This is a genomic window from Streptomyces sp. NPDC006372, from assembly GCF_040612515.1.
GTDB lineage: Bacteria > Actinomycetota > Actinomycetes > Streptomycetales > Streptomycetaceae > Streptomyces.
The window spans coordinates 858,180-882,013 of record NZ_JBEXQJ010000001.1 but is presented as its reverse complement, the minus strand read 5'-3'; the positions used below and the strand labels follow the sequence as shown (position 1 = coordinate 882,013).

Here is a 23,834-nt window from a genome sequence, read left to right as displayed (position 1 = left end):
CTAAAAGAGGGTCACTTACTCAACCGTCACCGACTTCGCCAGGTTCCTCGGCTTGTCGATGTCGCGGCCCAGGGCCAAGGCCGTGTGGTACGCCAGGAGTTGGAGGGGGATGCCCATCAGGATGGGGTCGAGTTCGTCCTCGTTCTTCGGGACGACGATGGTTTCGTCGGCCTTCTCCTGGTGCTGGTGGGCGACCGCGAGGATCTTGCCGCTGCGGGCCTTGATCTCCTCCAGGGCGGCGCGGTTCTTCTCCAGCAGGTCGTCGTCGGGGACGATCGCGACCGTGGGGAGGGCCGGCTCGATCAGGGCCAGCGGGCCGTGCTTGAGCTCGGAGGCGGGGTAGGCCTCGGCGTGGATGTACGAGACCTCCTTGAGCTTCAGCGAGGCCTCGCGGGCCACCGGGTAGCCCCGCACACGGCCGATGAAGAGCATCGAGCGGGCCTCGGCGAACTGGAGGGCCAGCTTCTTGACGTCCTCCTCGTGCTCCATGATCTCGGCGATCTGCGCGGGCAGCTTGCGCAGGCCCTCGATGATGCGCTTGCCGTCACGGACCGACAGGTCGCGGGTGCGGCCGAGGTGCAGGGCGAGGAGCGCGAAGGCCACCGTGGTGTTGGTGAAGCACTTCGTGGAGACCACGCAGACCTCGGGCCCGGCGTGCACGTAGATGCCGCCGTCCGCCTCGCGGGCGATCGCCGAGCCGACCACGTTCACCACGCCCAGGACCCGCGCGCCCTTGCGCTTGAGCTCCTGCACGGCGGCCAGGACGTCGTAGGTCTCACCGGACTGGGAGACCGCGACGTACAGGGTGTCGGGATCGACGACCGCGTTGCGGTAGCGGAACTCCGAGGCCGGCTCGGCGTCGGCGGGGATGCGGGCCAGCTCCTCGATCATCTGGGCGCCGATCATGCCCGCGTGGTACGAGGTGCCGCAGCCCAGGATCTTGACGCGGCGGATGCGCCGGGCCTCGCGGGCGTCCAGGTTCAGGCCGCCCAGGTGCACGGTGGAGAAGCGGTCGTCGATGCGGCCGCGCAGCACGCGGTCCACGGCGTCGGCCTGCTCGTGGATCTCCTTGTGCATGTAGGTGTCGTGGCCGCCCATGTCGTAGGAGGCGGCCTCCCACTCGACGGTGGTGGGCTCGGCGGTGGTGCGGGTGCCCTCCGTCGTGTACGTGCGGAAGTCGTCGGCCTTCAGGGTGGCCATCTCGCCGTCGTCGAGGGTGACGATCTGGCGCGTGTGGGCGACCAGGGCGGCGATGTCCGAGGCGACGAACATCTCCTTCTCGCCGATGCCGAGGACGACCGGGGAGCCGTTGCGGGCGACGACGATCCGGTCGGGGAAGTCGGCGTGCAGCACGGCGATGCCGTAGGTGCCCTCGATGAGCCGGAGGGTCTCGCGGACCTTGTCCTCCAGCTTCGTGGCCTGCGAGCGGGCGATCAGGTGGGTGAGGACCTCGGTGTCGGTCTCGGACAGGAACTCGACGCCGTCCGCCTCCAGCTTGCGGCGCAGGTCGGCGGCGTTGTCGATGATGCCGTTGTGGACGACGGCGACCTTGCCCTCGGCGTCCAGGTGCGGGTGCGCGTTCACGTCCGAGGGGGCGCCGTGGGTGGCCCAGCGGGTGTGGGCTATGCCGGTCGTGCCCTTGAAGCGGGCCGGGACCTTGGCCTCCAGGTCGCGGACGCGGCCCTTGGCCTTGACCATCTTCAGGCCGGACGCCTTCGGGGCCGTGACGACGATGCCCGCGGAGTCGTAGCCGCGGTACTCCAGGCGCTGGAGGCCCTCCAGCAGGAGGGGGGCGACGTCACGCTTCCCGATGTAACCGACGATTCCGCACATGTACAGGTATTCCTCAGCCGTAGACGATACGCCGCAGCTGCCGGAGCGAGAGCTCCGGCGGCGCCACCGCGCGATATTTCAGATCCGCCCCGATCCGCTCGAAGATCGCCGCGTTCACCAGGCCCTGGGCCTGGAGCTCGCGGTGGCGGCGACGGACGTACTCCTCGGTCGTCTCGTCGAACCAGGCGAGCACGTCCTGGATCACCCGCAGTGCCTCGCCCCGGTTGAGAGGCGTGGACCGCGTCAGGTGATCAACGAGTTCGTCGTGCACTCGCTAGATCCTGGGGCACCGGCGGCACTTTCGCAAGGATCCTGCCCGGTTTCGGGCAGATGGCTGTTGGGGATCTTTGGGGGAACGTTGAACCTGTCATGAGCGCTTGTTCGCGAAGCGTCCACCGGACGTCCCGCATCCCGTTGCCCGAGGCGTCGATTTTTGGACGCCATGGACATTCCTCGTATGGGCGTACCCGAGCGGCTCGCCGAGCGCATGAGTATGGCCGAGCAGCACGAGTACCTGCGCGCCAGATTCTCCCGGCGCACGATGATCAGAGGCGGTGCCGTCACGCTCGGCGCCGTCGCGGGTGGCGCGTTCGTTCCCGGCGCCACCGCCCAGGCCGCCGTTCCCACGGCGCGCACCGCTCCCGCGACCGAGGCCGTCGACGGCGCCTTCGTCGCCCCCTTCGGCCGCCACCTCGCCTACGGCAACGACCCGCGCACGGAGATGACCGTCTCCTGGCAGGTCCCGGTCGCCGTCAAGAAGCCGTTCATTCGCATCGGCGCCCACCCCACGGACCTCTCCCGGAAGATCGACGCCGAGGTCCGCACCCTCTTCACCCCGGCCGGTGTCGGCGCGAGCGGCGACCACACCCAGTACTACCTCCACGCCCGGCTGACCCACCTGCGACCGGGCCGGACCTACTACTACGGCGTCGGCCACCAGGGCTTCGACCCGGCCGAACCGCACCTGCTGGGCACCCTCGGCACCTTCACCACCGCCCCCGCGCACAAGGCGCCCTTCACCTTCACGGCCTTCGGCGACCAGGGCGTCAGCTACCACGGCCTCGCCAACAACAGCCTGCTGCTCGGCCAGAACCCGGCCTTCCACCTGCACGCGGGCGACATCGCCTACGGCGACCCGACCGGCCAGGGCAAGACCTCCGACACCGGTTTCGACTCGCGCACCTGGGACCAGTTCCTGGCCCAGACCGAGACGGTCGCCAAGTCCGTCCCGTGGATGGTGTCGTACGGCAACCACGACATGGAGGCCTGGTATTCGCCGAACGGCTACGGCGGCGAGGAGGCCCGTTTCAGGCTCCCCGACAACGGGCCTGACAAGAAGCATCTGCCGGGCGTCTACTCCTTCGTCCACGGCAACACGGCGGTCATCTCGCTCGACCCCAACGACGTGTCCTTCGAGATCCCGGCCAACCTCGGCATCTCCGGCGGCACCCAGACCAAGTGGTTCGAGGCGCAGCTGAAGAGGTACCGGGCCGCGAAGGACGTCGACTTCGTCGTGGTGTTCTTCCACCACTGCGCCTACTGCACCTCCACCTCGCACGCCTCGGAGGGGGGTGTGCGCCAGGAGTGGGTGCCGTTGTTCGAGAAGTACCAGGTGGACCTCGTGATCAACGGTCACAACCACCAGTACGAGCGCACCGACGTGATCAAGGGTGACAAGGTCGCCAAGAAGCTGCCGATCGGCGGCACGGCGTACCCCGAGACCGAGGGCGTGGTGTACGTGACGGCGGGCGCGGCCGGCCGCAGCCTGTACGCGTTCAGCGCGCCCGACTCCTACGAGGGGCACGAGCACGAGGTCGACTCCGTGGCTTCCTTCGTGAACCTCAAGGACGGCAAGCAGAACGAGACCGTCGCGTGGTCGCGCGTGCGCTACCTGAACTACTCGTTCCTGCGCGTGGACGTCACTCCCGCGCCGAAGGGCCACTACACGACCCTGAAGGTGCAGGGCATCGCGGAGACCGGCGACCGGATCGACCACTTCACGGTGGCCCGCCGCGCCAAGTAGGACCGGGCGGCCCGGGCCGGGCTTCCGCGTCCGGCCCGGACCGCAACGGATCTCCGCCGCGGGGTGGATTGTCTGCCCCGACTCACGAGAGAGTGGTCCAGACCTCTTGGGGCTCTACGGCTCATGGAAGGGACACGCTTGTGAGAGACGGCCGTGTGAGACAGCACCACAGAACGCTCCGCCTTCTCGGTTCCCTGCTGCTGGTGGCGATGGGCGTCTCCGTGACAGGGGCCACCCCCGCGGCGGGGGCATCGCCCACCCCGCTCGACCGCGTGATCCCCGCGCCCGCCTCGGTCGCGCCGGGCGGGTCCCCCTACCGGATCACCCGAGGCACCCACATCCGCGTCGACGACTCCCGCGAGACCCGCGGCATCGGCGAGTACCTCGCGCGGATCCTCCGCCCCTCCACCGGTTACCGCCTGCCCGTCACCGCCCACGGGACCGGCGGTATCCGACTGCACCTCGCCCAAGGCCCGTTCGGCGCCGAGGGCTACCGCCTCGACAGCGGCCGCGAGGGCGTCACCATCACGGCGGCCGAACCCGCCGGCCTCTTCCACGGCGTGCAGACCCTGCGCCAGCTGCTCCCGGCGGCCGTCGAGAAGAGCTCCGTCCAGCCCGGACCGTGGCTCGTCGCCGGCGGCACCGTCTCCGACACCCCGCGCTACGGCTGGCGCGGCGCGATGCTCGACGTCTCCCGGCACTTCTTCACCGTCGACCAGGTCAAGCGCTACATCGACCAGCTCGCCCTCTACAAGATCAACAAGCTGCATCTGCACCTCAGCGACGACCAGGGCTGGCGCATCGCCGTCGACTCCTGGCCGCGCCTCGCGACGTACGGCGGTTCCACGGAGGTCGGCGGCGGTCCCGGCGGCTTCTATACCAAGGCCGACTACCGGGAGATCGTGCGCTACGCCGCCTCCCGCTACCTGGAGGTCGTCCCCGAGATAGACATGCCGGGCCACACCAACGCGGCCCTCGCCTCCTACGCCGACCTGAACTGCGACGGCGTGGCGCCCCCGCTCTACACCGGCACCGAGGTCGGCTTCAGCTCGCTGTGCGTCGGCAAGGAGGTCACGTACGACTTCGTGGAGGACGTGATCCGGGAGCTCGCCGCGCTCACGCCGGGCAGGTATCTCCACATCGGGGGCGACGAGGCGCATTCGACCAGCCATGAGGACTACGTGACGTTCATGGAGCGGGTGCAGCCGCTCGTCGCGAAGTACGGCAAGACGGTGGTCGGCTGGCACCAGCTGACCGGGGCGAGCCCCTCGCGGGGGGCGTTGGCGCAGTACTGGGGTCTGGACGGTACGAGTGCGGAGGAGAAGGCGCAGGTCGTGAAGGCCGCGCAGAACGGGACGGGGCTGATTCTGTCGCCGGCCGACCGGGTGTATCTCGACATGAAGTACACCAAGGAGACGCCGCTGGGGTTGTCCTGGGCGGGGTACGTCGAGGTGCGGCGGTCGTACGACTGGGATCCCGGGGCGTATCTGCCGGGGGTGCCCGGCGGGGCCGTGCGGGGGGTCGAGGCGCCGATGTGGTCGGAGACGCTGGAGAACTCCGGGCATGTGGAGTTCATGGCGTTTCCGCGGTTGCCGGGGGTTGCCGAGTTGGGGTGGTCTTCGGCGGCTTCGCATGACTGGGAGCGGTACAAGGGGCGGCTTGCTGCGCAGGCTGAGCGGTGGGATGCCCTGGGGATTGAGTGGTATCGGTCGCCGCAGGTGCCGTGGGGGTCTGGCGGGCGGTGATGCGCCTGCGGGTGCGTGGGGGCTTGTCGCGCAGTTCCCCGCGCCCCTAAAAGATTGCGCAGTTCCCCGCGCCCCCAAGCATGACGAGCACCCCGGAGGACCGTACTCCGGGGTGCCCGTCTGTCTGTGGGGTCAGAACTGTGCGATGGGGTTTTTCAGGTTGCCCACCAGCTGGAGGGCGCCGGACGGGTCCGAGAGGTCCACCATCTGTTCGTTGTTGCGGAGCTGGAGGCGGTTGAGGCAGGAGAGGGCGAACTCGGGGGCGAACATGTCGTACTGCTTGAACTTGTCGGCGAGTTCCGGCGTCGACTCCTGGTAGGCGCGGGTCACGTCCGCGACCGTGCGCCAGAAGTCGTCCTCCTCCAGGATCCCCTCGGAGGCGAGGTTCGCCGCGAGGAAGCGGAAGAAGCAGTCGAAGACGTCCGTGAAGATCGACAGGAGCTTCTTGTCCTCCGGGACCTCCACGCGCAGCCGCTCCACCGTCGGCGGCAGCACCGCGTCCGGGTCCATGACGGCGATCTCCTCGGCGATGTCCTTGTAGATAGCGCGCTGCACGACCCCGTCCTTCAACACCAGGATGACGTTCTCGCCGTGCGGCATGAACACCAGGTCGTAGGCGTAGAAGCTGTGGAGGAGGGGCGTGAAGTAGGCCTGGAGGTAGCGGCGCAGCCATTCCTTCGGAGTGAGGCCCGACTGCTCGATGAGCGCGCCCGCGACGGAGGCGCCCTCGTGGTCGACGTGGACCAGGGAGGCCATGGTGGCCAGGGACTCGCCGTCCTTCAGGGACGGCACCGGGCTCTCCCGCCACAGCGCGGCGAGCATCTTGCGGTACGGCGAGTAGCGGTCCGTCGCCTGCTCGTACTCCAGGTGCCGGTAGCCGACGGCGGCCCGCTCGCGGATGATCGACAGGCCCGTGGAGCTCAGCACCGGGTCGCCCTCGATCAGCTGGGCCAGCCAGTCGTTGATCGCCGGGGTGGCCTCCATGTAGGCGGCCGAAAGACCGCGCATGAAGCCCATGTTGATGACGGACAGGGCCGTCTTCACGTAGTGCTTCTCGGGACTGGAGGTGTTGAAGAAGGTCCGGATGGACTGCTGGGCCAGGTACTCGTCGTCGCCCTCGCCCAGGCACACCAGGTGTTTCCGGGCGACCTCGGCGGCGAAGGTGACGGTGAGCTTGTTCCACCACTGCCAGGGGTGGACGGGGATGAGGAGGTAGTCGGCCGGGTCGAGGTCCTGGTCGCGCAGGACACCGTGGAAACGCTCGACGGTCTCCCGGCCCAGTTCCTCGCGCAGGAACGACTCGTACTCGATGCCGATGCCGGCCGTGAACGCGGCACGTGAGCGGTGTGCCGCCAGCCAGATCAGCCGGACGGGGCTCGCGGTCTCCGGGGCGTACGACAGGTACTCGTGGATGCCGAAGCCGAGCCGTCCGTTGTTGGCGACGAAGCAGGGGTGGCCCTCGGTCATGCCGGTCTCGATGGCCTGGAAGTCGCCGCGGGCGAGCTCCGCCGCCGTCTTCTTCGGTTTGGTGAGCTTGTAGCAGGTGCCCGAGAGGGTGGAGGAGATCTCCTCCAGGTAGACGGGCAGGATGTCGTCGCTCAGGCCGAGGGACTTCTGGAGCTCGATGAAGAAGTCCAGGGCCGCCAGGGGGGCCTCGGCGCCGTCCCGGTGGCGGGTGATCGAGTCGGCGTCGACCTGCCAGTGGTCGAGCGCGCGGCGCACGGCGGTGAAGGTGTACCGGGTCTGGCCGTCGCTGCGGACGACGTACTCGCCGTCGCCGGTGGCCTCCGGGGTGATGAGCCGCTCGTGCGCGAACTCGGCGAGCGCCTTGCGGATCAGGAGGCGGTTGGCCCGCGCCCAGCGGTGGGGGGACAGATGCGCTACGGCGTCGGACAGGGTCATACGGCTACTCCTCGGGCGGCCAGGAACTGCTCGCGCGTGCAGAAGCTCAGCAGCGCGCGCTTCTCCGGCTTGTCGATCTCACGTGCGGGCACGAAGCCCACGGCCTCGTTCAGCTTGTGCACGGCCTTGTTGCTCACGTCGGGCTCGACGACGACTCGACGGGTGCGCGGGTCGGCGAACAGCTCCTCCATCACGGTGGTGATGACGGCCCGGGTGAAACCGTGGATCGGCCGGTCGGTGGGGGCGACCAGGAAGTGCATGCCGACGTCGCCGGGCTCCGGCTCGTACAGCCCGACCAGCTCGACGTACCGGGGGTCGTAGCTCTCCATCAGGAAGGCCGGTTCGCCGTCGTGCAGGCCCACGAAGGCGTGGTGGTGCTCGTGGGCCGCGATCCGCATGTACTCGCGCTCGACGTCCTGGAGCTTCGCGTCCTGCATCATCCAGTAGGCGGCCTTGGGGTGGGTGACCCAGGAGTGCAGCAGCTCGGCGTCCTTCAGCGGGTCGAGGGCGCGGACGGTGAGGGTGCCGATGCTCATACGGAGAACTCCTGGAACGCGATCGTCTTCTCGACCGGGTAGTACTCGGTGCCGAGCAGCTCGCGGATGATGTACGCGTTCCGGTACGGGCCCATGCCCAGGTCGGGGCTGGTGATGCTGTGGGTGTGGACGCCGGCGTTCTGCAGGAAGATCCCGCGGCCGGTGACGTCGACGGCGTAATTGCGGGCCACGTCGAAGTTGCCCCGGGAGTCGTAGACCAGGCGGTCCCGGACGGGCTTCAGGAACTCGGGCTCGGCGTACTTGTAGCCCGTGGCGAGGACCAGGCCCTCGGAGGTCAGCTCGAAGTCCTTCTGCTGCTCTTCCTGGCGGAAGCCCAGCGTGTACGTGCCGTTCTCGTACGCCGCGCTGTGCAGCGAGGAGTTGGTGAGCAGGCGGGTGGGCACGGGGCCGCCGAGGTTCTTCTGGTAGAGCAGGTCGAAGATCTCGTTGATCAGGTCGCCGTCGATGCCCTTGAACAGGCCCTTCTGCTCGGCCGTGAGGCGGTAGCGGGTGGCCTCCGGCAGCTCGCGGAAGTAGTCCACGTACTCCGGGGACGTCATCTCCAGCGTGAGCTTGGTGTACTCCAGCGGGAAGAAGCGCGGGGAGCGGGTGACCCAGTTCAGCCGGTAGCCGTGGACGTCGATCTCGCTGAGCAGGTCGTAGTAGATCTCGGCGGCGGACTGGCCGGAGCCGACCAGCGTGATCGAGTCCTTCTTCTGCAGCTCCGCCTTGTGCCGGAGGTAGCGGGAGTTGTGGATGAAGTCGCCGCCCAGGCCCTGGCAGGCCTCGGGGACGTAGGGCGGGGTGCCCGTGCCGAGGACCAGGTGACGGGCCCGGTACACCTCTCCGGCCTCGGTGTGCACGACGTAGACGCCGTCCTCGTAGCGCACTTCCGTCACCGTCGTGCCGAAGCGGATGGTGCTCAGCTTGTTCGCGGCCCAGCGGCAGTAGTCGTCGTACTCGACGCGCAGCGGGTAGAAGTTCTCGCGGATGTAGAACGAGTACAGCCGGCCCTTCTCCTTCAGGTAGTTCAGGAAGGAGTACGGGGACGTCGGGTCGGCGAGGGTGACCAGGTCCGACATGAACGGGGTCTGGAGGTGGGCGCCGTCGAGGAACATCCCCGCGTGCCACTCGAAGTCGGGCTTCGACTCCAGGAAGACGCCGTCGAGTTCGGCGATGGGCTCGGTCAGGCAGGCCAGGCCGAGGTTGAAGGGGCCGAGCCCGATGCCCACGAAGTCATGGGTTCTGGTCGGGTTTTCAGGACGCGCGGTCAAGGGATTCTCCCAGGTACTGCTCGGCGTGGCCGGCGATCAGGTCGAGGACGGCGGCGATGTCGGACGCCTGCGTCTCGGGGTTGAGCAGGGTGAACTTCAGGTAGTGACGGCCGGCGACCTTGGTGCCCGCGACGATGGCGTCGCCGGAGGCGAAGAGGGCCTTGCGGGCGTAGAGGTTGGCTCGGTCGATCTCGGCGGGGTCGGTGACGTTCGCCGGGATGCAGCGGAAGACCAGCGTGGACAGGCTCGGCTCCACGACCACGTCGAAACGCGGGTCGGCGGCGAGCAGCTTCCAGCCCTCCCGGGCCAGCTCGCACACCTCGTCGAAGAGCTGCCCGATGCCGTCGGCGCCCATGGTCCGCAGTGTCATCCACAGCTTGAGGGCGTCGAACCGGCGGGTGGTCTGCAGGGACTTGTCCACCTGGTTGGGGATACGTTCCTGCACCATGCGGCGCGGGTTCAGGTACTCGGCGTGGTAGGTGGCGTGGCGGAGCGTCGCCGCGTCCCGTACGAGGACGGCCGAGGAGCTCACCGGCTGGAAGAAGGACTTGTGGTAGTCGACGGTGACCGAGTCGGCGCGCTCGATGCCCTCGATGCGGTCCCGGTGCTTCAGGGAGGCGAGCAGTCCGCAGCCGTAGGCGGCGTCGACGTGCATCCAGGTGCCGAACTGCTCGCACAGCTCGGCGATCTCGGGCAGCGGGTCGATGGAGCCGAAGTCGGTGGTGCCGGCGGTGGCGACGACGGCCATGGGGACGAGGCCGTCCTTCGTGCAGCGCTCCAGCTCGCGGGCGAGGGCGACGGTCTGCATGCGCTTGTCGTGGTCGACGGGGATCGAGACCACGGCGTCCTGGCCGAGTCCGAGGAGCTTCGCGGACTTCTTCACGCTGAAGTGGCTGACCTCGGAGGCGAAGATGCGCAGTTCGGCGAGGCTGTCGCTCTTGGCCTCCTCGCGGGCGAGCAGCAGCGCCTGGAGGTTGGACTGCGTGCCGCCGGAGGTGAACACCCCGTCGGCGGCCGGGCCGAGGCCGATGCGCTCGGTCGTCCAGTCGATCAGTTTCCGCTCGATGAGGGTGCCGCCGGCCGACTGGTCCCAGGTGTCCAGGGAGGAGTTCACGGCGGACAGGACGGCCTCGCCGAGCACGGCCGGGATGACGACCGGGCAGTTGAGGTGGGCCAGGTAGCGGGGGTGGTGGAAGTAGATCGCGTCCCGGAGGTAGACGTCCTCCAGTTCGTCGAGCACCGCGGCGGTGTCGTGCAGCGGCTGGTCGAGGTCGATCTCGTCGATGCGGGGAGCGAGGGCGTCGACGCTGACGCCGGTGAACGGCCTGTCGGTGGCGGCGAGTTTGGCGGCCACCCGCTCGACTCCTTCGGTCACGGAGCGGCGGTACTGCTCCGCGGTGGTGCCGTTGAGCAGGTGCGAGCGCATGTGGGGGTCCTCCGGTGGGGACAGTCCGGTGCGGGACAGGGCGGCTGAACCGCCGGTTCAACTTAGGTAAGCCTAACCTAAGTTGCTGGGCGGGAAACCGTGCCCTTTCGTGACCGTGGTCACTCAGGTTTCGACTTTCGTCCGTCGTCGCCGGCGGATCGGCTACCCCTCCGTCCGCAACTGCTCCTCGCTCACGCCGTGGCGCCAGTAGCCGACGAACGTGACCCGGCGACGATCGATCCCCCGCTCGTGCACGAAGTGCCGCCGCAGCTGCTTCACACAGCCGGACTCGCCCGCGATCCATACGTACGGACGCTCGCCGGGCGGGAGTTGGGTGTCGCGAAGGATGTCGAGGGCCATGGGGGAGGAGCCCTCGACGCTCCTCTTCTCCTCCCGTACCAGCCAGGTGATCTCGGCGTCCGCCTCGGTCACGAGGTCCTGGACGTCCCCGGCGTGCGGCACCTCCAGCCACACCCGGGCGCGGACGCCCGCCGGGAGCGACTCGACGATGGCGGAGGCGGCCGGTACGGCGGTCTCGTCGCCCCAGACGACCACGAGGCCGGTGTCCTCGGGCGGCCGGAAACGGATCGCCCGGTTGTCGGCGATGGCCGGCCCGAGCAGCAGGACCCGGTCCCCGGCGGCGGTCCGCGCGGCCCAGCGGGAGGCGGGTCCGGCCTGGACATGGGCGCCCGGCTCGATGCCGTGCAGGGCGAAGTCGATGTCGATCTCGTCCGGGTCGCGGCGCAGTGCGCGCAGGGTGTAGGACCGCATCACGGCCCGTACGTCGTCGGGGAGTTCACGCCAGCCCTGCCACCAGCCGTCCCCGAGCTCGAGCGGCACGACCGGCTCGGGCTGCCCGGGGTGGGGCAGGAACAGCGACAGCGACTGGTCGCACCCGTCGGAGTGGAAGGCGTGCAGATCGGGCCCACCGAAGGTGACCCGGACCAGAGACGGACCGAGCCGCCTCGTCCGCACGACCTGGAGCGAGAAGAAACGGAAGGGGGCGGCTACGGCGGTGGTCATATCGGGCTCCTGAGTCTTCGTCAGGCGGTGGGGCGTGCCCTTTTAGGGGCGCGGGGAACTGCGCGACCAGCCACAGCGGACCCGCGGTCATGAACTCGGCACAGCCCCCACGGCGCTGAGCGATCAACTGACCTTCTTCGCGGTCTCGATGGCCTTCGCCAGCCCCTCCACCAGCGGCACACACTTGTCGTACGACAGAATCGGCTCAGCGGACCGCGAGATGACCTGCCCGGCCTTCACCGCGGGCAGCTTCTTCCACGTCGCCTCGGTGATGTTCGCCGGCTGGATCGCCGAGGACCGGTCGTCCATCATGATGATGTCCGCCGCGTACTTGTCGACGTTCTCCCAGCTCAGGCTCTCGAACCAACCGCCGCCCTGGGCCTTGGCCTTCTCCGGCGGCTCGACGAAGTTCACGCCGAGGGCCTTGAAGTACTCCAGGTCGACGGAGAGGTTGGTGCCGGAGACGTAGAAGAGCTCCTGGCTCGCGGAACCGGCCATCACCTTGATGTCGGGGTGCGCCTTGGCCGCCTTGCGCAGCCGCTCGGACGCCTCCTCGAACCGCTTCTTGGCGTCGGTGGCCTTCGCGGCCTTCATGTCGCCGCCGAGGGACTCGGCCAGCTCCCACATCCGCTGCAGCGGGGCGGTGAGCTGACGGTCATACACGGAGATGCCGACGCTCGGGGCCAGCTTGGCGATCTTGTCCTTGGAGTCCTCGGGGACGTACCAGAGGGTGCCGGCGTCGTCGAACATCGTGCTGATCAGCACGTCCGGGGCGAGGGTGGCGTACTTCTCCATGTTGAACTGGTCCCAGGCGTTGCCGAGGACGGTCACCTTGCTGATGTCCATGTCGCCGGCCTGGACATCGGGCTTGCCGTCCTTCGTCCTGGTCGGGCCGAAGACGCCCTTGACGGAGACGCCGTAGTCGTACAGGGCGGCGGCGACACCGGTGAAGGCGACGATGTTCGTGGGGACCTTGTCGAGCTGGACGTTCTTGCCGCGGTCGTCCTTGAAGGACCACGGACCGGACTTGGCGGCCGCCTTCGACTCCGAGCCGCTGTCCTTCGCGTCCTCACTGCCACACGCGGTCACGAGGGCCCCGAGTCCGAGGGCGCCGCCGGCGGCGAGGATGCCGCGGCGGGAGAAGTGGGCGGTTCTGGCGTTCGACATGACTGGGTCCTCGGTTGCTTTCATGCGTACGGAGCCACTGCGGGCGCGGCCGAGAGCCGCTTGGCTGGAAACAAGCTTAGGTTAGCCTAACCTCAAGATGTGTCCAGGGGGTCCTGGTAGCTGTGCCCAAGGGGTGCGGCGGGGATGCGCGACGAGACGGTGATCCGGATCACCGAGACGTCTGCGACTGTGTGGCGCCTGCGAGTTCAGCGTGAAGATTGGGTGTGGCAGGGGCTGTGATCGGCTGATACCTTCCAAGCGACCATCGAACCGAACACCGGTTCTCCATGCGCGCTTTCACGGGGGAATGCTGCGCCATGTCCTGCGCCGCCTTGCGTGTCACCTTGCTGCCCGTCGCTGTGCCCGCACTGGCCGCCCCGCGTTCATGAGCGTCACGGCCCCGGAAGGGACACCATCATGAGGAAGCTTCTCTCCACCACGGTCACGGGTGGCGCCGCCGCTCTCGCCCTTGTCGCCCTGGCCGCGGCCCCGGCCTTCGCGGGCACCGCCGACTCGCAGTTCGACGTGGTCTTCCCCGGCCAGAAGCCGCAGACCACCTACTACGTGCAGAACACCGGGACCCACTCCGGCAGCATGACCGGCAAGTCGGTCATGAGCTGGCAGATCATCGACGACCAGGTCGTCGACAACTCCAAGCGGTTCACCAGCTTCAAGATAACGACGCGGATCGAGGAGCGTCTGACCAAGACCAGCGAGGACCACGTCGTCACGTCGAAGACGTGCGACCTGACCAAGCTCGTCAACGACAACTACTCGTGGTTCCAGGTGGAGCCCGTGAACACCTGCGTCGCCCCGTCCACGGTGTACGACGGCGAGGTGTACTGGTCCACGGACGCGACGATCGTCTACGACATCGAAGGCGACGGCAAGGGAGCCATCACCCAGCAGACCCTCGGTTCGCCGCTGATCCACGGCTGACATCCGCGCACCGACGGGCCCTGAGCACACCGGTACTCAGGGCCCGGCCCGGCTCTCCTCCACGGACCGTCAGGGCTGGCCGTAGCGTCGGAACGCCGAGGTCTCCACGGTCCAGGGGCCGAACGGCACCGAATCCCCGAAGATGTACGGTTCCTTGCGGCTGTAACGGTTCTTGCAGGGGTCCGAGTGGACCTCGATGGTGCCGGTGCGGGGGTCGACGATCAGGTAGTGGGGGATGCCCATGGCGGGGTATTCGCTGAGCTTCTCGCCGTAGTCGTTGCTGGGGTCGGTTCGATCTCGGGGCCGGTCGCGCAGATGTAGCCGGGGTGCGTGGTCCCGAGCTGCTTGTTCAGTTGCTCGCGGATACGGTGGACCGTGCCCTCGTGACGCTTCGAGGGGCGCATCATGGCCAGTACCGGACCCGACGGGCCGATCTCCACGCTCCAGGCCCCTTCAAGGTGCTCGGCATAGGCCCCGAGCTCCTCGGCGAGTGCGCGCATCCTCGCGTAGTCCATGGTCCAAGGGTACGCAGGGGAAGGTGTGGGGGCCTGCATCATTGCTGGTGCGGGCCCCGTCGGGATCAGCTCACCAAACCCAGTTCCCGGGCGATCAGCATGCGCTGGACCTCGCTCGTGCCCTCGCCGATTTCCAGGATCTTGGAGTCGCGCCACATGCGGGCGACCGGGTACTCGTTCATGAAGCCGTAGCCGCCGTGGATCTGGGTGGCCTCGCGGGCGTTGTCCACCGCCACCGTCGACGAGTGGAGTTTCGCGAGGGCCGCCTCCTTCTTGAAGGGGGCCCCGGCCACCAGGCGGGCCGCGGCGTCGCGCCAGGCCAGGCGGGCCGTGTGGGCCTTCATCTCCATGTCGGCGATCTTGAACTGGATGGCCTGGTTGGCGGCGATCGGCTTGCCGAAGGCGTGGCGTTCCCTGGCGTACTTGATCGATTCGTCCACGCAGCCTTGAGCCAAGCCCGTCGCCAGCGCCGCGATCGCGATGCGGCCCTCGTCGAGGATGCGGAGGAACTGGGCGTAGCCGCGGCCCTCCTCGCCCAGGAGGTTCTCCGCCGGGACCCGGACGTCGGTGAAGGACAGCTCGCGGGTGTCCGAGGCGTTCCAGCCGACCTTCGAGTACGGGGCCGCGACCGTGAAGCCGGGGGTGGTCGAAGGCACGATGATCGAGGAGATCAGGGGCTTGCCGTCCGTCGAACGGCCCGTCACCGCCGTGACCGTGACCAGGCCCGTGATGTCCGTGCCCGAGTTGGTGATGAAGCACTTCGTGCCGTTGATCACCCATTCGTTGGTGGCGGAGTCCAGGCGGGCCGTCGTACGGGTCGCGCCCGCGTCGCTGCCGCCGTCCGGCTCCGTCAGGCCGAACGCGCCCAGGAGTTCGCCCGAGCAGAGGCGGGGGAGCCACTCCTGTTTCTGGGCCTCCGTGCCGTAGCGGAAGACGGGCATCGCGCCGAGGGAGACGCCGGCTTCCAGCGTGATGGCGACCGAGGAGTCGACCCGCGCCAGTTCCTCCAGGGCCACGCCCAGCGCCAGGTAGTCGCCGCCCATGCCGCCGTACTCCTCGGGGAACGGCAGCCCGAACAGGCCCATGCGGCCCATCTCCCGGACGATCTCGTACGGGAACTCGTGCCGCTCGTAGAAGTCGCCGATCTTCGGCGCCACCACCTCGTGCGCGAACTCCTCGACCGTGCGGCGGAGTTCCTCCAGTTCGGGGGAGAGTCGGTAGTCCATGGTGATCACTGCTCCTCGGTGCCCTCGTGGGACAGAGCTCGGACGGTGCGGGAGGGGCTGGGTCGGCCCAGGTGGGCGGCCATCCACGTGCTCGTGGCGACGAGGCGGCCGAGGTCGATTCCGGTGTCGATGCCGAGGCCCCGCAGCATCCACACGAGGTCTTCGGTGGCCAGGTTGCCGGTTGCCGACTTCGCGTACGGGCAGCCGCCGAGGCCGCCCGCGGAGGCGTCGACCGTCGTGACGCCCTGCTGGAGCGCCGCGAGGGTGTTGGCGAGTGCCTGGCCGTAGGTGTCGTGGAAGTGGACGCCGAGGGTGGCGGGCGGGATGCCCGCCTCGTCCAGGGCCGCGAGGAGTGCGACCACGTGGCCCGGGGTCGCGACGCCGATCGTGTCGCCGAGGCTCAGCTCGTCGCAGCCCATGTCCACCAGGGCCCGGCAGACCCGGACCACCTGGGGGACCGGGACGGCGCCCTCCCAGGGGTCGCCGAAGCACATGGAGAGGTAGCCGCGGACATGGACCGACTCGGCCTTCGCACGGGTCACCACCGGCTCGAACATCGCCAGTGCCTCGTCCACCGTGCGGTTGAGGTTGGCCTTCGCGAAGGACTCCGTGGCGCTGGCGAAGACCGCCACCCGCCGGGCGCCCAGGGCGAGGGCGCGGTCCAGGCCGCGTTCGTTCGGGACGAGGACGGGCAGTTCCACGGGGAGGTCACTCACTTCGGGGAACAACTGTTCGGCGTCGGCCAGTTGGGGAACCCACTTCGGATGCACGAAGCTCGTCGCCTCGATCGTGGTCAGGCCCGATTCGGCCAGGCGGCGGATGAAGTGCGCCTTGACCTCCGTGGGGACCGTCGCCTTCTCGTTCTGCAGGCCGTCGCGTGCGCCCACCTCGTGGATGCGGACGCGGGTGGGGAGGTCCGCGGTCGGGACCACCATGGGAAGGCCGGTCGTCGTCATGCCTCCACCTCCTCGTCGGGCGCGATGACCGCCAGGACCTGGTCCATGGCGACCGTCGAGCCCGGTGCCACGTCCAGTTCGGTGACCTTGCCGGCGTGCGGGGCGGAGATGACGTGCTCCATCTTCATCGCCTCCACCACCAGCAGGCTCTGACCGGCGGTCACCGCGTCGCCGACCGCGACCTTGACGACCGTCACCGTGCCCGGCATGGGGGCCGTGAGTGAGTCGGCGCCCGCCTGGGCCGCGCGGGTCAGGGACGCGGCCACCGGGTCGTGGTCGCGTACGTGCCAGGCGTCGCCGTCGCGGCCGAGCCAGTCGGCGGCGCGGTGGAAGGTGTGGCGGACGCCGTCCAGCGTCACCGTGACGCGGTCGCCGAAGACCGTGGCGGTGCCGCGCGGGGTGTGCTCCAGCGGCTCCTGCACCCTCAGGTGGAAGGCGGCGGGCTTCCGCTCACCGCCGAGGCGCCAGCCGCTCGGCACCGAGAAGGGATCCGTCCAGCCGCCCGGCTCGGGCCTGAGCCCTTCCAGGCGTACGGCGGCCGCCGCCTCGTACACCTCCTCCGGTACGTCCCTGGGGACGAGCCCTTCGACTTCCCGCTCGACCAGGCCGGTGTCCATGTCGCCGGAGACCACCGACGGGTGGGCGAGCAGGCGGCGCAGGAAGCCGGCGTTCGTCTGCACCCCGAGCGTGACCGTCTCCGCCAGGGCCGAGCGGAGCTTGCGCAGCGCGGTCGCGCGGTCGGGGCCGTATGCGATGACCTTGGAGAGCATCGGGTCGTAGAGGCTGCCGACCTCCGTGCCCTCCGTGAGGCCGGAGTCGGTGCGGATGCCGTCGCCCTGCGGTTCGCGCAGCTTCAGGACCCTGCCGCCGGAGGGGAGGAAGCCGCGGGCCGGGTCCTCGGCGCAGATACGGGCCTCCACGGCGTGGCCGGTCAGCCGTACGTCCTCCTGCGTGAAGGCGAGAGGTTCGCCCGCCGCCACCCGCAGCTGCCACTCGACCAGGTCCAGGCCGGTGACCAGCTCCGTGACCGGGTGTTCCACCTGGAGGCGGGTGTTCATCTCCATGAAGTAGTACGAGGAGGGGTCGCCGCCGGGGACGATGAACTCCACCGTGCCCGCGCCCCGGTAGCCGCAGGAGCGGGCCGCCTGGACCGCCGCCTCGCCCATCGCGGAGCGCGTCTCCTCGTCGAGGAGCACACTCGGCGCCTCCTCGATGATCTTCTGGTGGCGGCGCTGCAGGGAGCACTCGCGCTCGCCCAGGTGGACGACGTTGCCGTGGCCGTCGGCCAGGACCTGGATCTCGATGTGGCGGGGGCGGTCGATCCAGCGCTCGACCAGGAGTGTGTCGTCACCGAAGGACGCGCGGGCCTCACGGCGGGCCGACGCGATCTCCTCCTCCAGCCGGGTCAGGTCCCGCACCAGGCGCATGCCCTTGCCGCCGCCGCCCGCGCTGGGCTTCAGCAGCACGGGGGCGCCCAGCTCGCGGGCCGCCTCGGCCAGGTCGGGGTCGCGTCCGCCGGGGACCACCGGCACCCCGGCCGCCCGGACCGTCTCCTTGGCGCGGATCTTGTCCCCCATGAGCGCGATCGCGTCCGCCGGGGGGCCGATGAAGACCAGGCCCGCATCGGCGCAGGCACGCGCGAAGGCCGCGTTCTCGGCGAGGAAGCCGTAGCCGGGGTGGACGGCCTGGGCGCCCGTACGCGCCGCCGCCTCCAGCAGGCGCTCCGCCGACAGATAGCTCTCCGACGCCGGGGCCGGTCCGATCCGGACCGCCGTGTCCGCCTCGCGGACGTGCCGGGCGTCGGCGTCCGCGTCGGAGAAGACGGCCACCGAGCGCACACCCATCGACCGCAGCGTCCGGATGACGCGTACGGCGATCTCGCCCCGGTTGGCCACAAGCACTGTCTCGAACATCGTCGTCCGTCCCCTCACATCCGGAAGACGCCGAACTGGGGGTCACCCAGGGGCGCGTTGGCGCACGCGGTCAGGGCCAGGCCCAGGACCTGCCGGGTGTCCGCCGGGTCGATCACACCGTCGTCCCAGAGGCGGGCCGTCGCGTAGTAGGCGTTGCCCTGGCGCTCGTACTGGGCGCGGATCGGGGCCTTGAAGGCGTCCTCGTCCTCCGCCGGCCAGGACTCGCCGCGTGCCTCCAGCTGGTCCCGTTTGACCGTCGCGAGGACCGAGGCGGCCTGTTCGCCGCCCATCACCGAGATCTTGGCGTTCGGCCACATCCACAGGAAGCGGGGGGAGTACGCCCTGCCGCACATGGAGTAGTTCCCCGCGCCGTACGAGCCGCCGACCACGACCGTCAGCTTCGGTACGCGGGTGCAGGCGACCGCCGTGACCATCTTGGCGCCGTGCTTGGCGATGCCGCCCGCCTCGTAGTCCCGGCCGACCATGAAGCCGGAGATGTTCTGCAGGAAGACGAGGGGGATGCCGCGCTGGTCGCACAGCTCGATGAAGTGGGCGCCCTTCTGGGCGGACTCGGAGAACAGGATGCCGTTGTTGGCGACGATGCCCACCGGGTGGCCGTGGATCCGGGCGAAGCCGGTGACGAGGGTCTGGCCGAACTCGGACTTGAACTCGGCGAAACGGGAGCCGTCGACGACCCGGGCGATGATCTCGCGCACGTCGTAGGGGGTGCGGGAGTCGACCGGGACCGCGCCGTAGAGGCCGTGCGGGTCGACCTTGGGTTCGGTCGCCTCCGTGACCTCCCAGGGGAGCGTGCCGCGCGCGGGGAGGGTGGAGACGATCGTGCGGACGATGCGCAGGGCGTGCGCGTCGTTCTCCGCGAGGTGGTCCGTGACGCCCGAGACGCGGGAGTGGACCTCGCCGCCGCCGAGCTCCTCCGCCGTGACGACCTCGCCGGTGGCCGCCTTCACCAGGGGCGGGCCGCCCAGGAAGATCGTGCCCTGGTTGCGGACGATCACCGCCTCGTCGCTCATCGCCGGGACATACGCCCCGCCGGCCGTGCAGGAACCGAGGACCGCGGCGATCTGGGGGATGCCGGCGCCGGACATGCGGGCCTGGTTGTAGAAGATCCGGCCGAAGTGGTCCCGGTCGGGGAAGACCTCGTCCTGCATGGGGAGGAAGGCGCCGCCGGAGTCGACCAGGTAGACGCAGGGGAGGCGGTTGTCGAGGGCGACCTCCTGGGCGCGGAGGTGCTTCTTCACGGTCATCGGGTAGTAGGTGCCGCCCTTGACCGTGGCGTCGTTGGCGATGATCACGGTCTCGCGGCCGCTGACCCGGCCGATTCCGGCGATGACGCCGGCGGCCGGGGCCTGGCCCTCGTACATCCCGTCGGCCGCGAGCGGGGCCAGCTCCAGGAAGGGCGAGCCCGGGTCGAGGAGGGTGTCGACGCGGTCGCGGGGGAGCAGCTTGCCGCGCGCGGTGTGGCGGGCGCGGGCCTTCTCGCCGCCGCCCCGGGCGGCCGCGGCCAGCTTGGTGCGCAGCTCCTCGACGAGGGCGTGGTGCGCCTCCTCGTTGGCCCGAAAGGCCTCCGACGCGGGGTCTGCCGCGCTCGTGAGCTCCGGTGCCTCGTGCATCCTGCGGGTCCCCTCACTTGTTAATGAGCGTTAACGCATTTCCTTCAGGTTAACGACCGCTAACCTCCCTGTCTAGAATTGATTTCATGGCCACGAGAACCGACGCACCCACCCGCCGTGAGCAGATCCTCAAGGAGGCCGCGCGGCTGTTCGCCGAGCGGGGCTTCCACGGGGTCGGGGTCGACGAGATAGGCGCCGCGGTGGGGATCAGCGGGCCCGGGCTGTATCGGCACTTCGCGGGCAAGGACGCGATGCTCGCGGAGCTGCTGGTGGGGATCAGCGGGCAGTTGCTGACCGGGGCGAAGCGGAGGTTGGCGGAGGCGGACGGGCAGGTGGACGCGGAGGCGGTCCTCGACTCGCTGATCGAGGGGCACATCGACTTCGCGCTCGACGACCGGCCTCTGATCACCCTGCACGACCGGGAGCTGGATCGCCTCCGGGACAGTGACCGGAAGATGGTGCGGCAGCTGCAGCGGCAGTACGTGGAGCTGTGGGTGGGAGTGGTGCGGGAGGTGTACCCGGGGCTCGGGGAGCCGGCGGCCCGGTCCGCCGTGCACTCGGTGTTCGGGTTGCTGAACTCGACGCCGCATCTGGGGAGGGGCGGGGCGTTGCCCGGGCGGGGGGCCACGGCGGAGCTGCTCCACCTGATGGCCCGGGGTGCGTTCGCGGCGGCGGGGTCACACCAGTCTCCGGCGTGACGAGCGTTACCGGCCCCCACCCTGGACGCTCGTTGATACTCGCCGGTACCTTGGACTGAGCAAGCGCTTAGACAGCTAGGTCCGTGGAGGTGGCGGCGTGCGCCGTACGGTGTTCAACGAGGATCACGAGGCGTTCCGGGAGACCATCCGCGCCTTCATCGAGGCCGAGGTCGTACCCGTGTACGACGAGTGGTTCGCGGCGGGTCAGGCGCCCCGGGACTTCTACTACAAGCTCGGTGAACTCGGCATCTTCGGTATCAACGTCCCCGAGGAGTTCGGTGGCGCGGGCCTGGAGAGCCACAAGTTCGAGGCCGTGATGTACGAGGAGACCGCCCGAGCGGGTGTCCAGTTCGGCGGCTCCGGCGTGCACGTGCTGCTCGCCCTGCCCTACATCAAGATGCTCGCCACCGACGAGCAGAAGAAGCGCTACCTGCCGAAGTTCGTCAGCGGCGAGGAGATGTGGGCCATCGCGATGACGGAGCCGGGTACCGGTTCCGACCTCGCGGGCATGAAGTCCACCGCCAAGCTGAGCGAGGACGGGACGCACTACGTCCTCAACGGCGCCAAGACCTTCATCACGGGTGGCGTGCACGCCGACCGGGTGATCGTCTGCGCCCGGACCGCCGCCCCGACCGCCGACGACCGCCGCCACGGCATCTCCCTCTTCGCCGTCGACACCAAGTCCGAGGGCTACTCCGTCGGCCGCAAGCTCGACAAGCTCGGCCTGAAGACCTCCGACACCGCCGAGCTCGCGTTCGTCGACGTCAAGGTCCCCGTCGAGGACCTCCTCGGCGAGGAGAACAAGGGCTTCTACTACCTCGGCCACAACCTGGCCTCCGAGCGCTGGGGCATCGCCTTCGGCGCCTACGCCCAGGCCAAGGCCGCCGTACGGTTCGCCAAGCAGTACGTGCAGGACCGCACCGTCTTCGGCAAGCCGGTCGCCCACTTCCAGAACACCAAGTTCGAGCTGGCCGCCTGCCAGGCCGAGGTGGACGCCGCCGAGGCCGTCGCCGACCGGGCGACCGAGGCGCTGGACGCCGGTGAGCTGACCCCCGCCGAGGCCGCGAGCGCCAAGCTGTTCTGCACCGAGGTCGCGCACCGCGTCATCGACCGCTGCCTCCAGCTGCACGGCGGCTACGGCTACATGAACGAGTACCCGATCGCCCGCCTGTACGCGGACAACCGCGTCAACCGCATCTACGGCGGCACCAGCGAGATCATGAAGTCGATCATCGCGAAGGACATGGGTCTGTAAACCGGCCGTAGTCATTGACCGGTACAACAGTTGCCATGAGCAATGCACTCCAGGACCTCCTCGATCTGCTCGACCTCGAGCAGATCGAGGAGGACATATTCCGCGGCCGGTCCCGGTCCGCCGTCGTGCCCCGGGTCTTCGGCGGGCAGGTCGCGGCGCAGGCGCTCGTCGCCGCCGGACGGACGGTCCCCGCCGACCGGCACGCCCACTCCCTCCACGCGTACTTCCTGCGCCCCGGTGACCCCGGCGCGCCCATCGTCTACACCGTGGACCGGATTCGCGACGGCCGTTCCTTCACCACCCGCCGGGTGGTCGCCGTCCAGCACGGCAAGCCGATCTTCCACCTCTCGGCGTCGTTCCAGACGTACGAGGACGGGCTGGACCACCAGGCGCCGATGCCCGCCTCGCCCGATCCCGCCACGCTGCCCACCGGGGAGGAGCGGCTGCGCGGGTACGGCCATCTCGACCCCGAGGTCGTGGAGAAGTTCATCGAGGCACGGGCCGCCGTCGACCTGCGGTACGTCGACGAGCCGCCGTACGGGAAGTTCGGCGAGCGGCGCGAGCCGCACTCGCAGGTGTGGTTCCGGACCAACGGCAAGCTCGACAGCGATGTCGACGAACCGCTGCTGCACGTCGTCCTCGCCACCTACGTCTCCGACATGACGCTGCTCGACTCCGTGCTGCTCGCGCACGGACGCGGCGGCTGGGCCGTCGGGGACGTCGTCGGGGCCTCGCTGGACCACGCCATGTGGTTCCACCGGCCGTTCCGAGCCGACGAGTGGCTGCTCTACGACCAGGAGTCCCCGTCCGCGTACGGCGGCCGGGGACTGGGACAGGCCCGGATCTACACGCAGGACGGGCAACTGGCCATCTCGGTCATCCAGGAGGGAGTGGTCCGCGTCCCGCGCGAGCCGGACGCTAGCTGAGGCCCGCCTCCGCCAGCAGGTACGCCGTCATCGGGTCGTAGTGGCGCGGGCTGACGACGTGGTCGTCGAGGGGCACCGTCACCTGCACGGTGCCCTCGGCCTCGGCGACGAACAGGGCGGGGTCGTTGCAGTCGGCGTAGCCGACGGAGTCCACGCCGTGCTGTCCCGCGTATCCCGCCCAGCCGTGGTCGGCGACGACCAGGTCGGGCAGCGGGCGGCCCGCGCGCTCCAGGGCGGTCAGGATGGCCTTCATCGGTTCGCCCGAGTGGGTGTGCCACAGGGTGGCGCCGTGCTCCAGCACCGCCACGTCCGCGAACTGCATCACATAGCCCTCGTCCGTCGTCAGACCGTCCGGGATGACGACGATCTCGCAGCCCGCCGCGCGCAGGGCGGACGCGGTCGCGCGGTGCACGTCGAGCAGGCCACCGGGGTGACCGGTGGCGAAGAGGACCCGCTGCCCGCCGTCGGCCGCCTTGCGCAGCCGCCCGGCGAGCCGGTCCAGGGCCGCGACCGTCAGCTCGGGGTCGATGGTGTCCTGGCCGTACCGGTGCTCGGGGTCGTCGTTCACGCCGACCCGTTCCGCCATCACCGCGAGGACGTCCTGCTCGTCGCTCCAGCGGTCGCCGAGTTCCAGGCCCAGCCAGTAGTGGCGGTCACCGTTCGCCAGCTTGCGGTAGTGGGAGAGGTTGTTCTCGCGGGGGGTGGCGACGTCGCCCGCGATGCGCGTCCTGACGAGGTGGTCGACGAGTTCGGCGCGGCTGGGTGTCCCGGGTATCGGCATGCCTCCCATTGTGAGGCAGCCCCCGGTGGGCGTCCCTGGGGTATTGCTCCCTGGGATGTGCGTCA

At 69.5% G+C, this 23,834-nt stretch carries 19 protein-coding genes and 1 pseudogene; 6 read left to right on the top strand and 14 right to left on the bottom strand.

The window, feature by feature from the left end; genetic code table 11:
• Positions 1-15: 15 nt before the first annotated feature.
• Together glmS and ABZ016_RS03885 are read right to left on the bottom strand one after the other, a co-directional pair.
• Complete coding sequence (glmS, locus tag ABZ016_RS03890) at positions 16-1,833, bottom strand: glutamine--fructose-6-phosphate transaminase (isomerizing) (protein ID WP_356914923.1); 1,818 nt, start codon at positions 1,831-1,833, stop codon at positions 16-18.
• Positions 1,834-1,846: 13 nt separating this feature from the next.
• Complete coding sequence (locus ABZ016_RS03885) at positions 1,847-2,104, bottom strand: hypothetical protein (protein ID WP_356914922.1); 258 nt, start codon at positions 2,102-2,104, stop codon at positions 1,847-1,849.
• Positions 2,105-2,290: 186 nt separating this feature from the next.
• On the opposite strand from ABZ016_RS03885, the gene ABZ016_RS03880 reads away from it, so the two are divergent.
• Both ABZ016_RS03880 and ABZ016_RS03875 read left to right on the top strand, forming a co-directional pair.
• Positions 2,291-3,856, top strand: a complete 1,566-nt coding sequence (locus ABZ016_RS03880) for a metallophosphoesterase family protein (protein ID WP_356914921.1) — start codon at positions 2,291-2,293, stop codon at positions 3,854-3,856.
• Between the two features lie 155 nt (positions 3,857-4,011).
• Positions 4,012-5,601: a beta-N-acetylhexosaminidase gene (locus tag ABZ016_RS03875; RefSeq protein WP_356914920.1), complete on the top strand. Its 1,590-nt coding sequence runs from the start codon at positions 4,012-4,014 to the stop codon at positions 5,599-5,601.
• Positions 5,602-5,733: 132 nt separating this feature from the next.
• On the opposite strand, the gene ABZ016_RS03870 is transcribed toward ABZ016_RS03875, so the two are convergent.
• The 6 genes from ABZ016_RS03870 to ABZ016_RS03845 form a co-directional block, all read right to left on the bottom strand.
• A complete protein-coding gene (locus ABZ016_RS03870) occupies positions 5,734-7,503 on the bottom strand; it encodes an IucA/IucC family siderophore biosynthesis protein (protein WP_356914919.1) in 1,770 nt (589 codons plus the stop codon).
• The gene (locus ABZ016_RS03865; RefSeq protein ID WP_356914918.1) at positions 7,500-8,039 is read right to left on the bottom strand and encodes a GNAT family N-acetyltransferase; all 540 of its coding nucleotides are present in this window, start codon (positions 8,037-8,039) and stop codon (positions 7,500-7,502) included. Before ABZ016_RS03865 ends, ABZ016_RS03870 begins: the two co-directional genes overlap by 4 nt.
• Positions 8,036-9,313 carry a lysine N(6)-hydroxylase/L-ornithine N(5)-oxygenase family protein gene (locus tag ABZ016_RS03860; RefSeq protein WP_356914917.1) on the bottom strand — a complete coding sequence of 426 codons (1,278 nt, stop codon included), beginning with the start codon at positions 9,311-9,313 and terminating at the stop codon, positions 8,036-8,038. Before ABZ016_RS03860 ends, ABZ016_RS03865 begins: the two co-directional genes overlap by 4 nt.
• The gene (gene desA / locus ABZ016_RS03855; RefSeq protein ID WP_356914916.1) at positions 9,297-10,739 is read right to left on the bottom strand and encodes a lysine decarboxylase DesA; all 1,443 of its coding nucleotides are present in this window, start codon (positions 10,737-10,739) and stop codon (positions 9,297-9,299) included. The genes ABZ016_RS03860 and desA overlap by 17 nt, the downstream gene beginning before the upstream one ends.
• A 162-nt stretch (positions 10,740-10,901) precedes the next feature.
• A complete protein-coding gene (locus ABZ016_RS03850; protein ID WP_356914915.1) occupies positions 10,902-11,762 on the bottom strand; it encodes a siderophore-interacting protein in 861 nt (286 codons plus the stop codon).
• Between the two features lie 123 nt (positions 11,763-11,885).
• Positions 11,886-12,929: an ABC transporter substrate-binding protein gene (locus ABZ016_RS03845; protein WP_356914914.1), complete on the bottom strand. Its 1,044-nt coding sequence runs from the start codon at positions 12,927-12,929 to the stop codon at positions 11,886-11,888.
• Between the two features lie 417 nt (positions 12,930-13,346).
• Between ABZ016_RS03845 and ABZ016_RS03840 the strand changes: the two genes are divergently transcribed.
• Complete coding sequence (locus ABZ016_RS03840) at positions 13,347-13,868, top strand: hypothetical protein (RefSeq protein WP_356914913.1); 522 nt, start codon at positions 13,347-13,349, stop codon at positions 13,866-13,868.
• A gap of 69 nt (positions 13,869-13,937) precedes the next feature.
• Here ABZ016_RS03840 and ABZ016_RS03835 read toward each other — a convergent pair.
• From ABZ016_RS03835 to ABZ016_RS03815, 5 genes and pseudogenes are all read right to left on the bottom strand, one after another.
• Positions 13,938-14,383: pseudogene (locus ABZ016_RS03835) on the bottom strand (Uma2 family endonuclease).
• A gap of 65 nt (positions 14,384-14,448) precedes the next feature.
• Entirely contained in the window at positions 14,449-15,609 is a 1,161-nt protein-coding gene (locus ABZ016_RS03830) for an acyl-CoA dehydrogenase family protein (protein WP_356914912.1), read from the bottom strand.
• Between the two features lie 5 nt (positions 15,610-15,614).
• Positions 15,615-16,565 carry a hydroxymethylglutaryl-CoA lyase gene (locus ABZ016_RS03825; RefSeq protein ID WP_356914911.1) on the bottom strand — a complete coding sequence of 317 codons (951 nt, stop codon included), beginning with the start codon at positions 16,563-16,565 and terminating at the stop codon, positions 15,615-15,617.
• Positions 16,562-18,478 (bottom strand): acetyl/propionyl/methylcrotonyl-CoA carboxylase subunit alpha, encoded by a 1,917-nt coding sequence (locus ABZ016_RS03820; RefSeq protein ID WP_356914910.1) that lies wholly within the window; start codon positions 18,476-18,478, stop codon positions 16,562-16,564. The genes ABZ016_RS03825 and ABZ016_RS03820 overlap by 4 nt, the downstream gene beginning before the upstream one ends.
• Before the next feature lie 14 nt (positions 18,479-18,492).
• The gene (locus ABZ016_RS03815) at positions 18,493-20,109 is read right to left on the bottom strand and encodes a carboxyl transferase domain-containing protein (RefSeq protein WP_356914909.1); all 1,617 of its coding nucleotides are present in this window, start codon (positions 20,107-20,109) and stop codon (positions 18,493-18,495) included.
• An 86-nt stretch (positions 20,110-20,195) separates the two neighbouring features.
• On the opposite strand from ABZ016_RS03815, the gene ABZ016_RS03810 reads away from it, so the two are divergent.
• The 3 genes from ABZ016_RS03810 to ABZ016_RS03800 all read left to right on the top strand — a co-directional run bounded on the left by ABZ016_RS03810 (position 20,196) and on the right by ABZ016_RS03800 (position 22,988).
• Positions 20,196-20,807 (top strand): TetR/AcrR family transcriptional regulator, encoded by a 612-nt coding sequence (locus tag ABZ016_RS03810; RefSeq protein ID WP_356914908.1) that lies wholly within the window; start codon positions 20,196-20,198, stop codon positions 20,805-20,807.
• Positions 20,808-20,904: 97 nt separating this feature from the next.
• The gene (locus ABZ016_RS03805; RefSeq protein WP_356914907.1) at positions 20,905-22,062 is read left to right on the top strand and encodes an acyl-CoA dehydrogenase family protein; all 1,158 of its coding nucleotides are present in this window, start codon (positions 20,905-20,907) and stop codon (positions 22,060-22,062) included.
• 35 nt (positions 22,063-22,097) lie between these two features.
• Positions 22,098-22,988 (top strand): acyl-CoA thioesterase II, encoded by an 891-nt coding sequence (locus ABZ016_RS03800; protein WP_356914906.1) that lies wholly within the window; start codon positions 22,098-22,100, stop codon positions 22,986-22,988.
• Here the strand turns inward: ABZ016_RS03800 and ABZ016_RS03795 are convergent.
• A complete protein-coding gene (locus ABZ016_RS03795; RefSeq protein WP_356914905.1) occupies positions 22,981-23,769 on the bottom strand; it encodes a phosphatase in 789 nt (262 codons plus the stop codon). The genes ABZ016_RS03800 and ABZ016_RS03795 overlap by 8 nt on opposite strands.
• Positions 23,770-23,834: the final 65 nt, after the last annotated feature.

Excerpts from the sequence above, each read along its gene's own strand:
- ABZ016_RS03850 (WP_356914915.1), bottom strand. The coding sequence starts at position 11,762 with ATGACCACCGCCGTAGCCGCCCCCTTCCGTTTCTTCTCGCTCCAGGTC.
- desA (WP_356914916.1), bottom strand. The coding sequence starts at position 10,739 with ATGCGCTCGCACCTGCTCAACGGCACCACCGCGGAGCAGTACCGCCGC.
- ABZ016_RS03820 (WP_356914910.1), bottom strand. The coding sequence starts at position 18,478 with ATGTTCGAGACAGTGCTTGTGGCCAACCGGGGCGAGATCGCCGTACGC.
- ABZ016_RS03845 (WP_356914914.1), bottom strand. The coding sequence starts at position 12,929 with ATGTCGAACGCCAGAACCGCCCACTTCTCCCGCCGCGGCATCCTCGCC.
- ABZ016_RS03870 (WP_356914919.1), bottom strand. The coding sequence starts at position 7,503 with ATGACCCTGTCCGACGCCGTAGCGCATCTGTCCCCCCACCGCTGGGCG.
- ABZ016_RS03825 (WP_356914911.1), bottom strand. The coding sequence starts at position 16,565 with ATGACGACGACCGGCCTTCCCATGGTGGTCCCGACCGCGGACCTCCCC.
- ABZ016_RS03810 (WP_356914908.1), top strand. The coding sequence starts at position 20,196 with ATGGCCACGAGAACCGACGCACCCACCCGCCGTGAGCAGATCCTCAAG.
- ABZ016_RS03880 (WP_356914921.1), top strand. The coding sequence starts at position 2,291 with ATGGGCGTACCCGAGCGGCTCGCCGAGCGCATGAGTATGGCCGAGCAG.
- ABZ016_RS03795 (WP_356914905.1), bottom strand. The coding sequence starts at position 23,769 with ATGCCGATACCCGGGACACCCAGCCGCGCCGAACTCGTCGACCACCTC.
- ABZ016_RS03840 (WP_356914913.1), top strand. The coding sequence starts at position 13,347 with ATGAGGAAGCTTCTCTCCACCACGGTCACGGGTGGCGCCGCCGCTCTC.
- ABZ016_RS03800 (WP_356914906.1), top strand. The coding sequence starts at position 22,098 with ATGAGCAATGCACTCCAGGACCTCCTCGATCTGCTCGACCTCGAGCAG.
- ABZ016_RS03830 (WP_356914912.1), bottom strand. The coding sequence starts at position 15,609 with ATGGACTACCGACTCTCCCCCGAACTGGAGGAACTCCGCCGCACGGTC.
- ABZ016_RS03865 (WP_356914918.1), bottom strand. The coding sequence starts at position 8,039 with ATGAGCATCGGCACCCTCACCGTCCGCGCCCTCGACCCGCTGAAGGAC.
- ABZ016_RS03815 (WP_356914909.1), bottom strand. The coding sequence starts at position 20,109 with ATGCACGAGGCACCGGAGCTCACGAGCGCGGCAGACCCCGCGTCGGAG.
- glmS (WP_356914923.1), bottom strand. The coding sequence starts at position 1,833 with ATGTGCGGAATCGTCGGTTACATCGGGAAGCGTGACGTCGCCCCCCTC.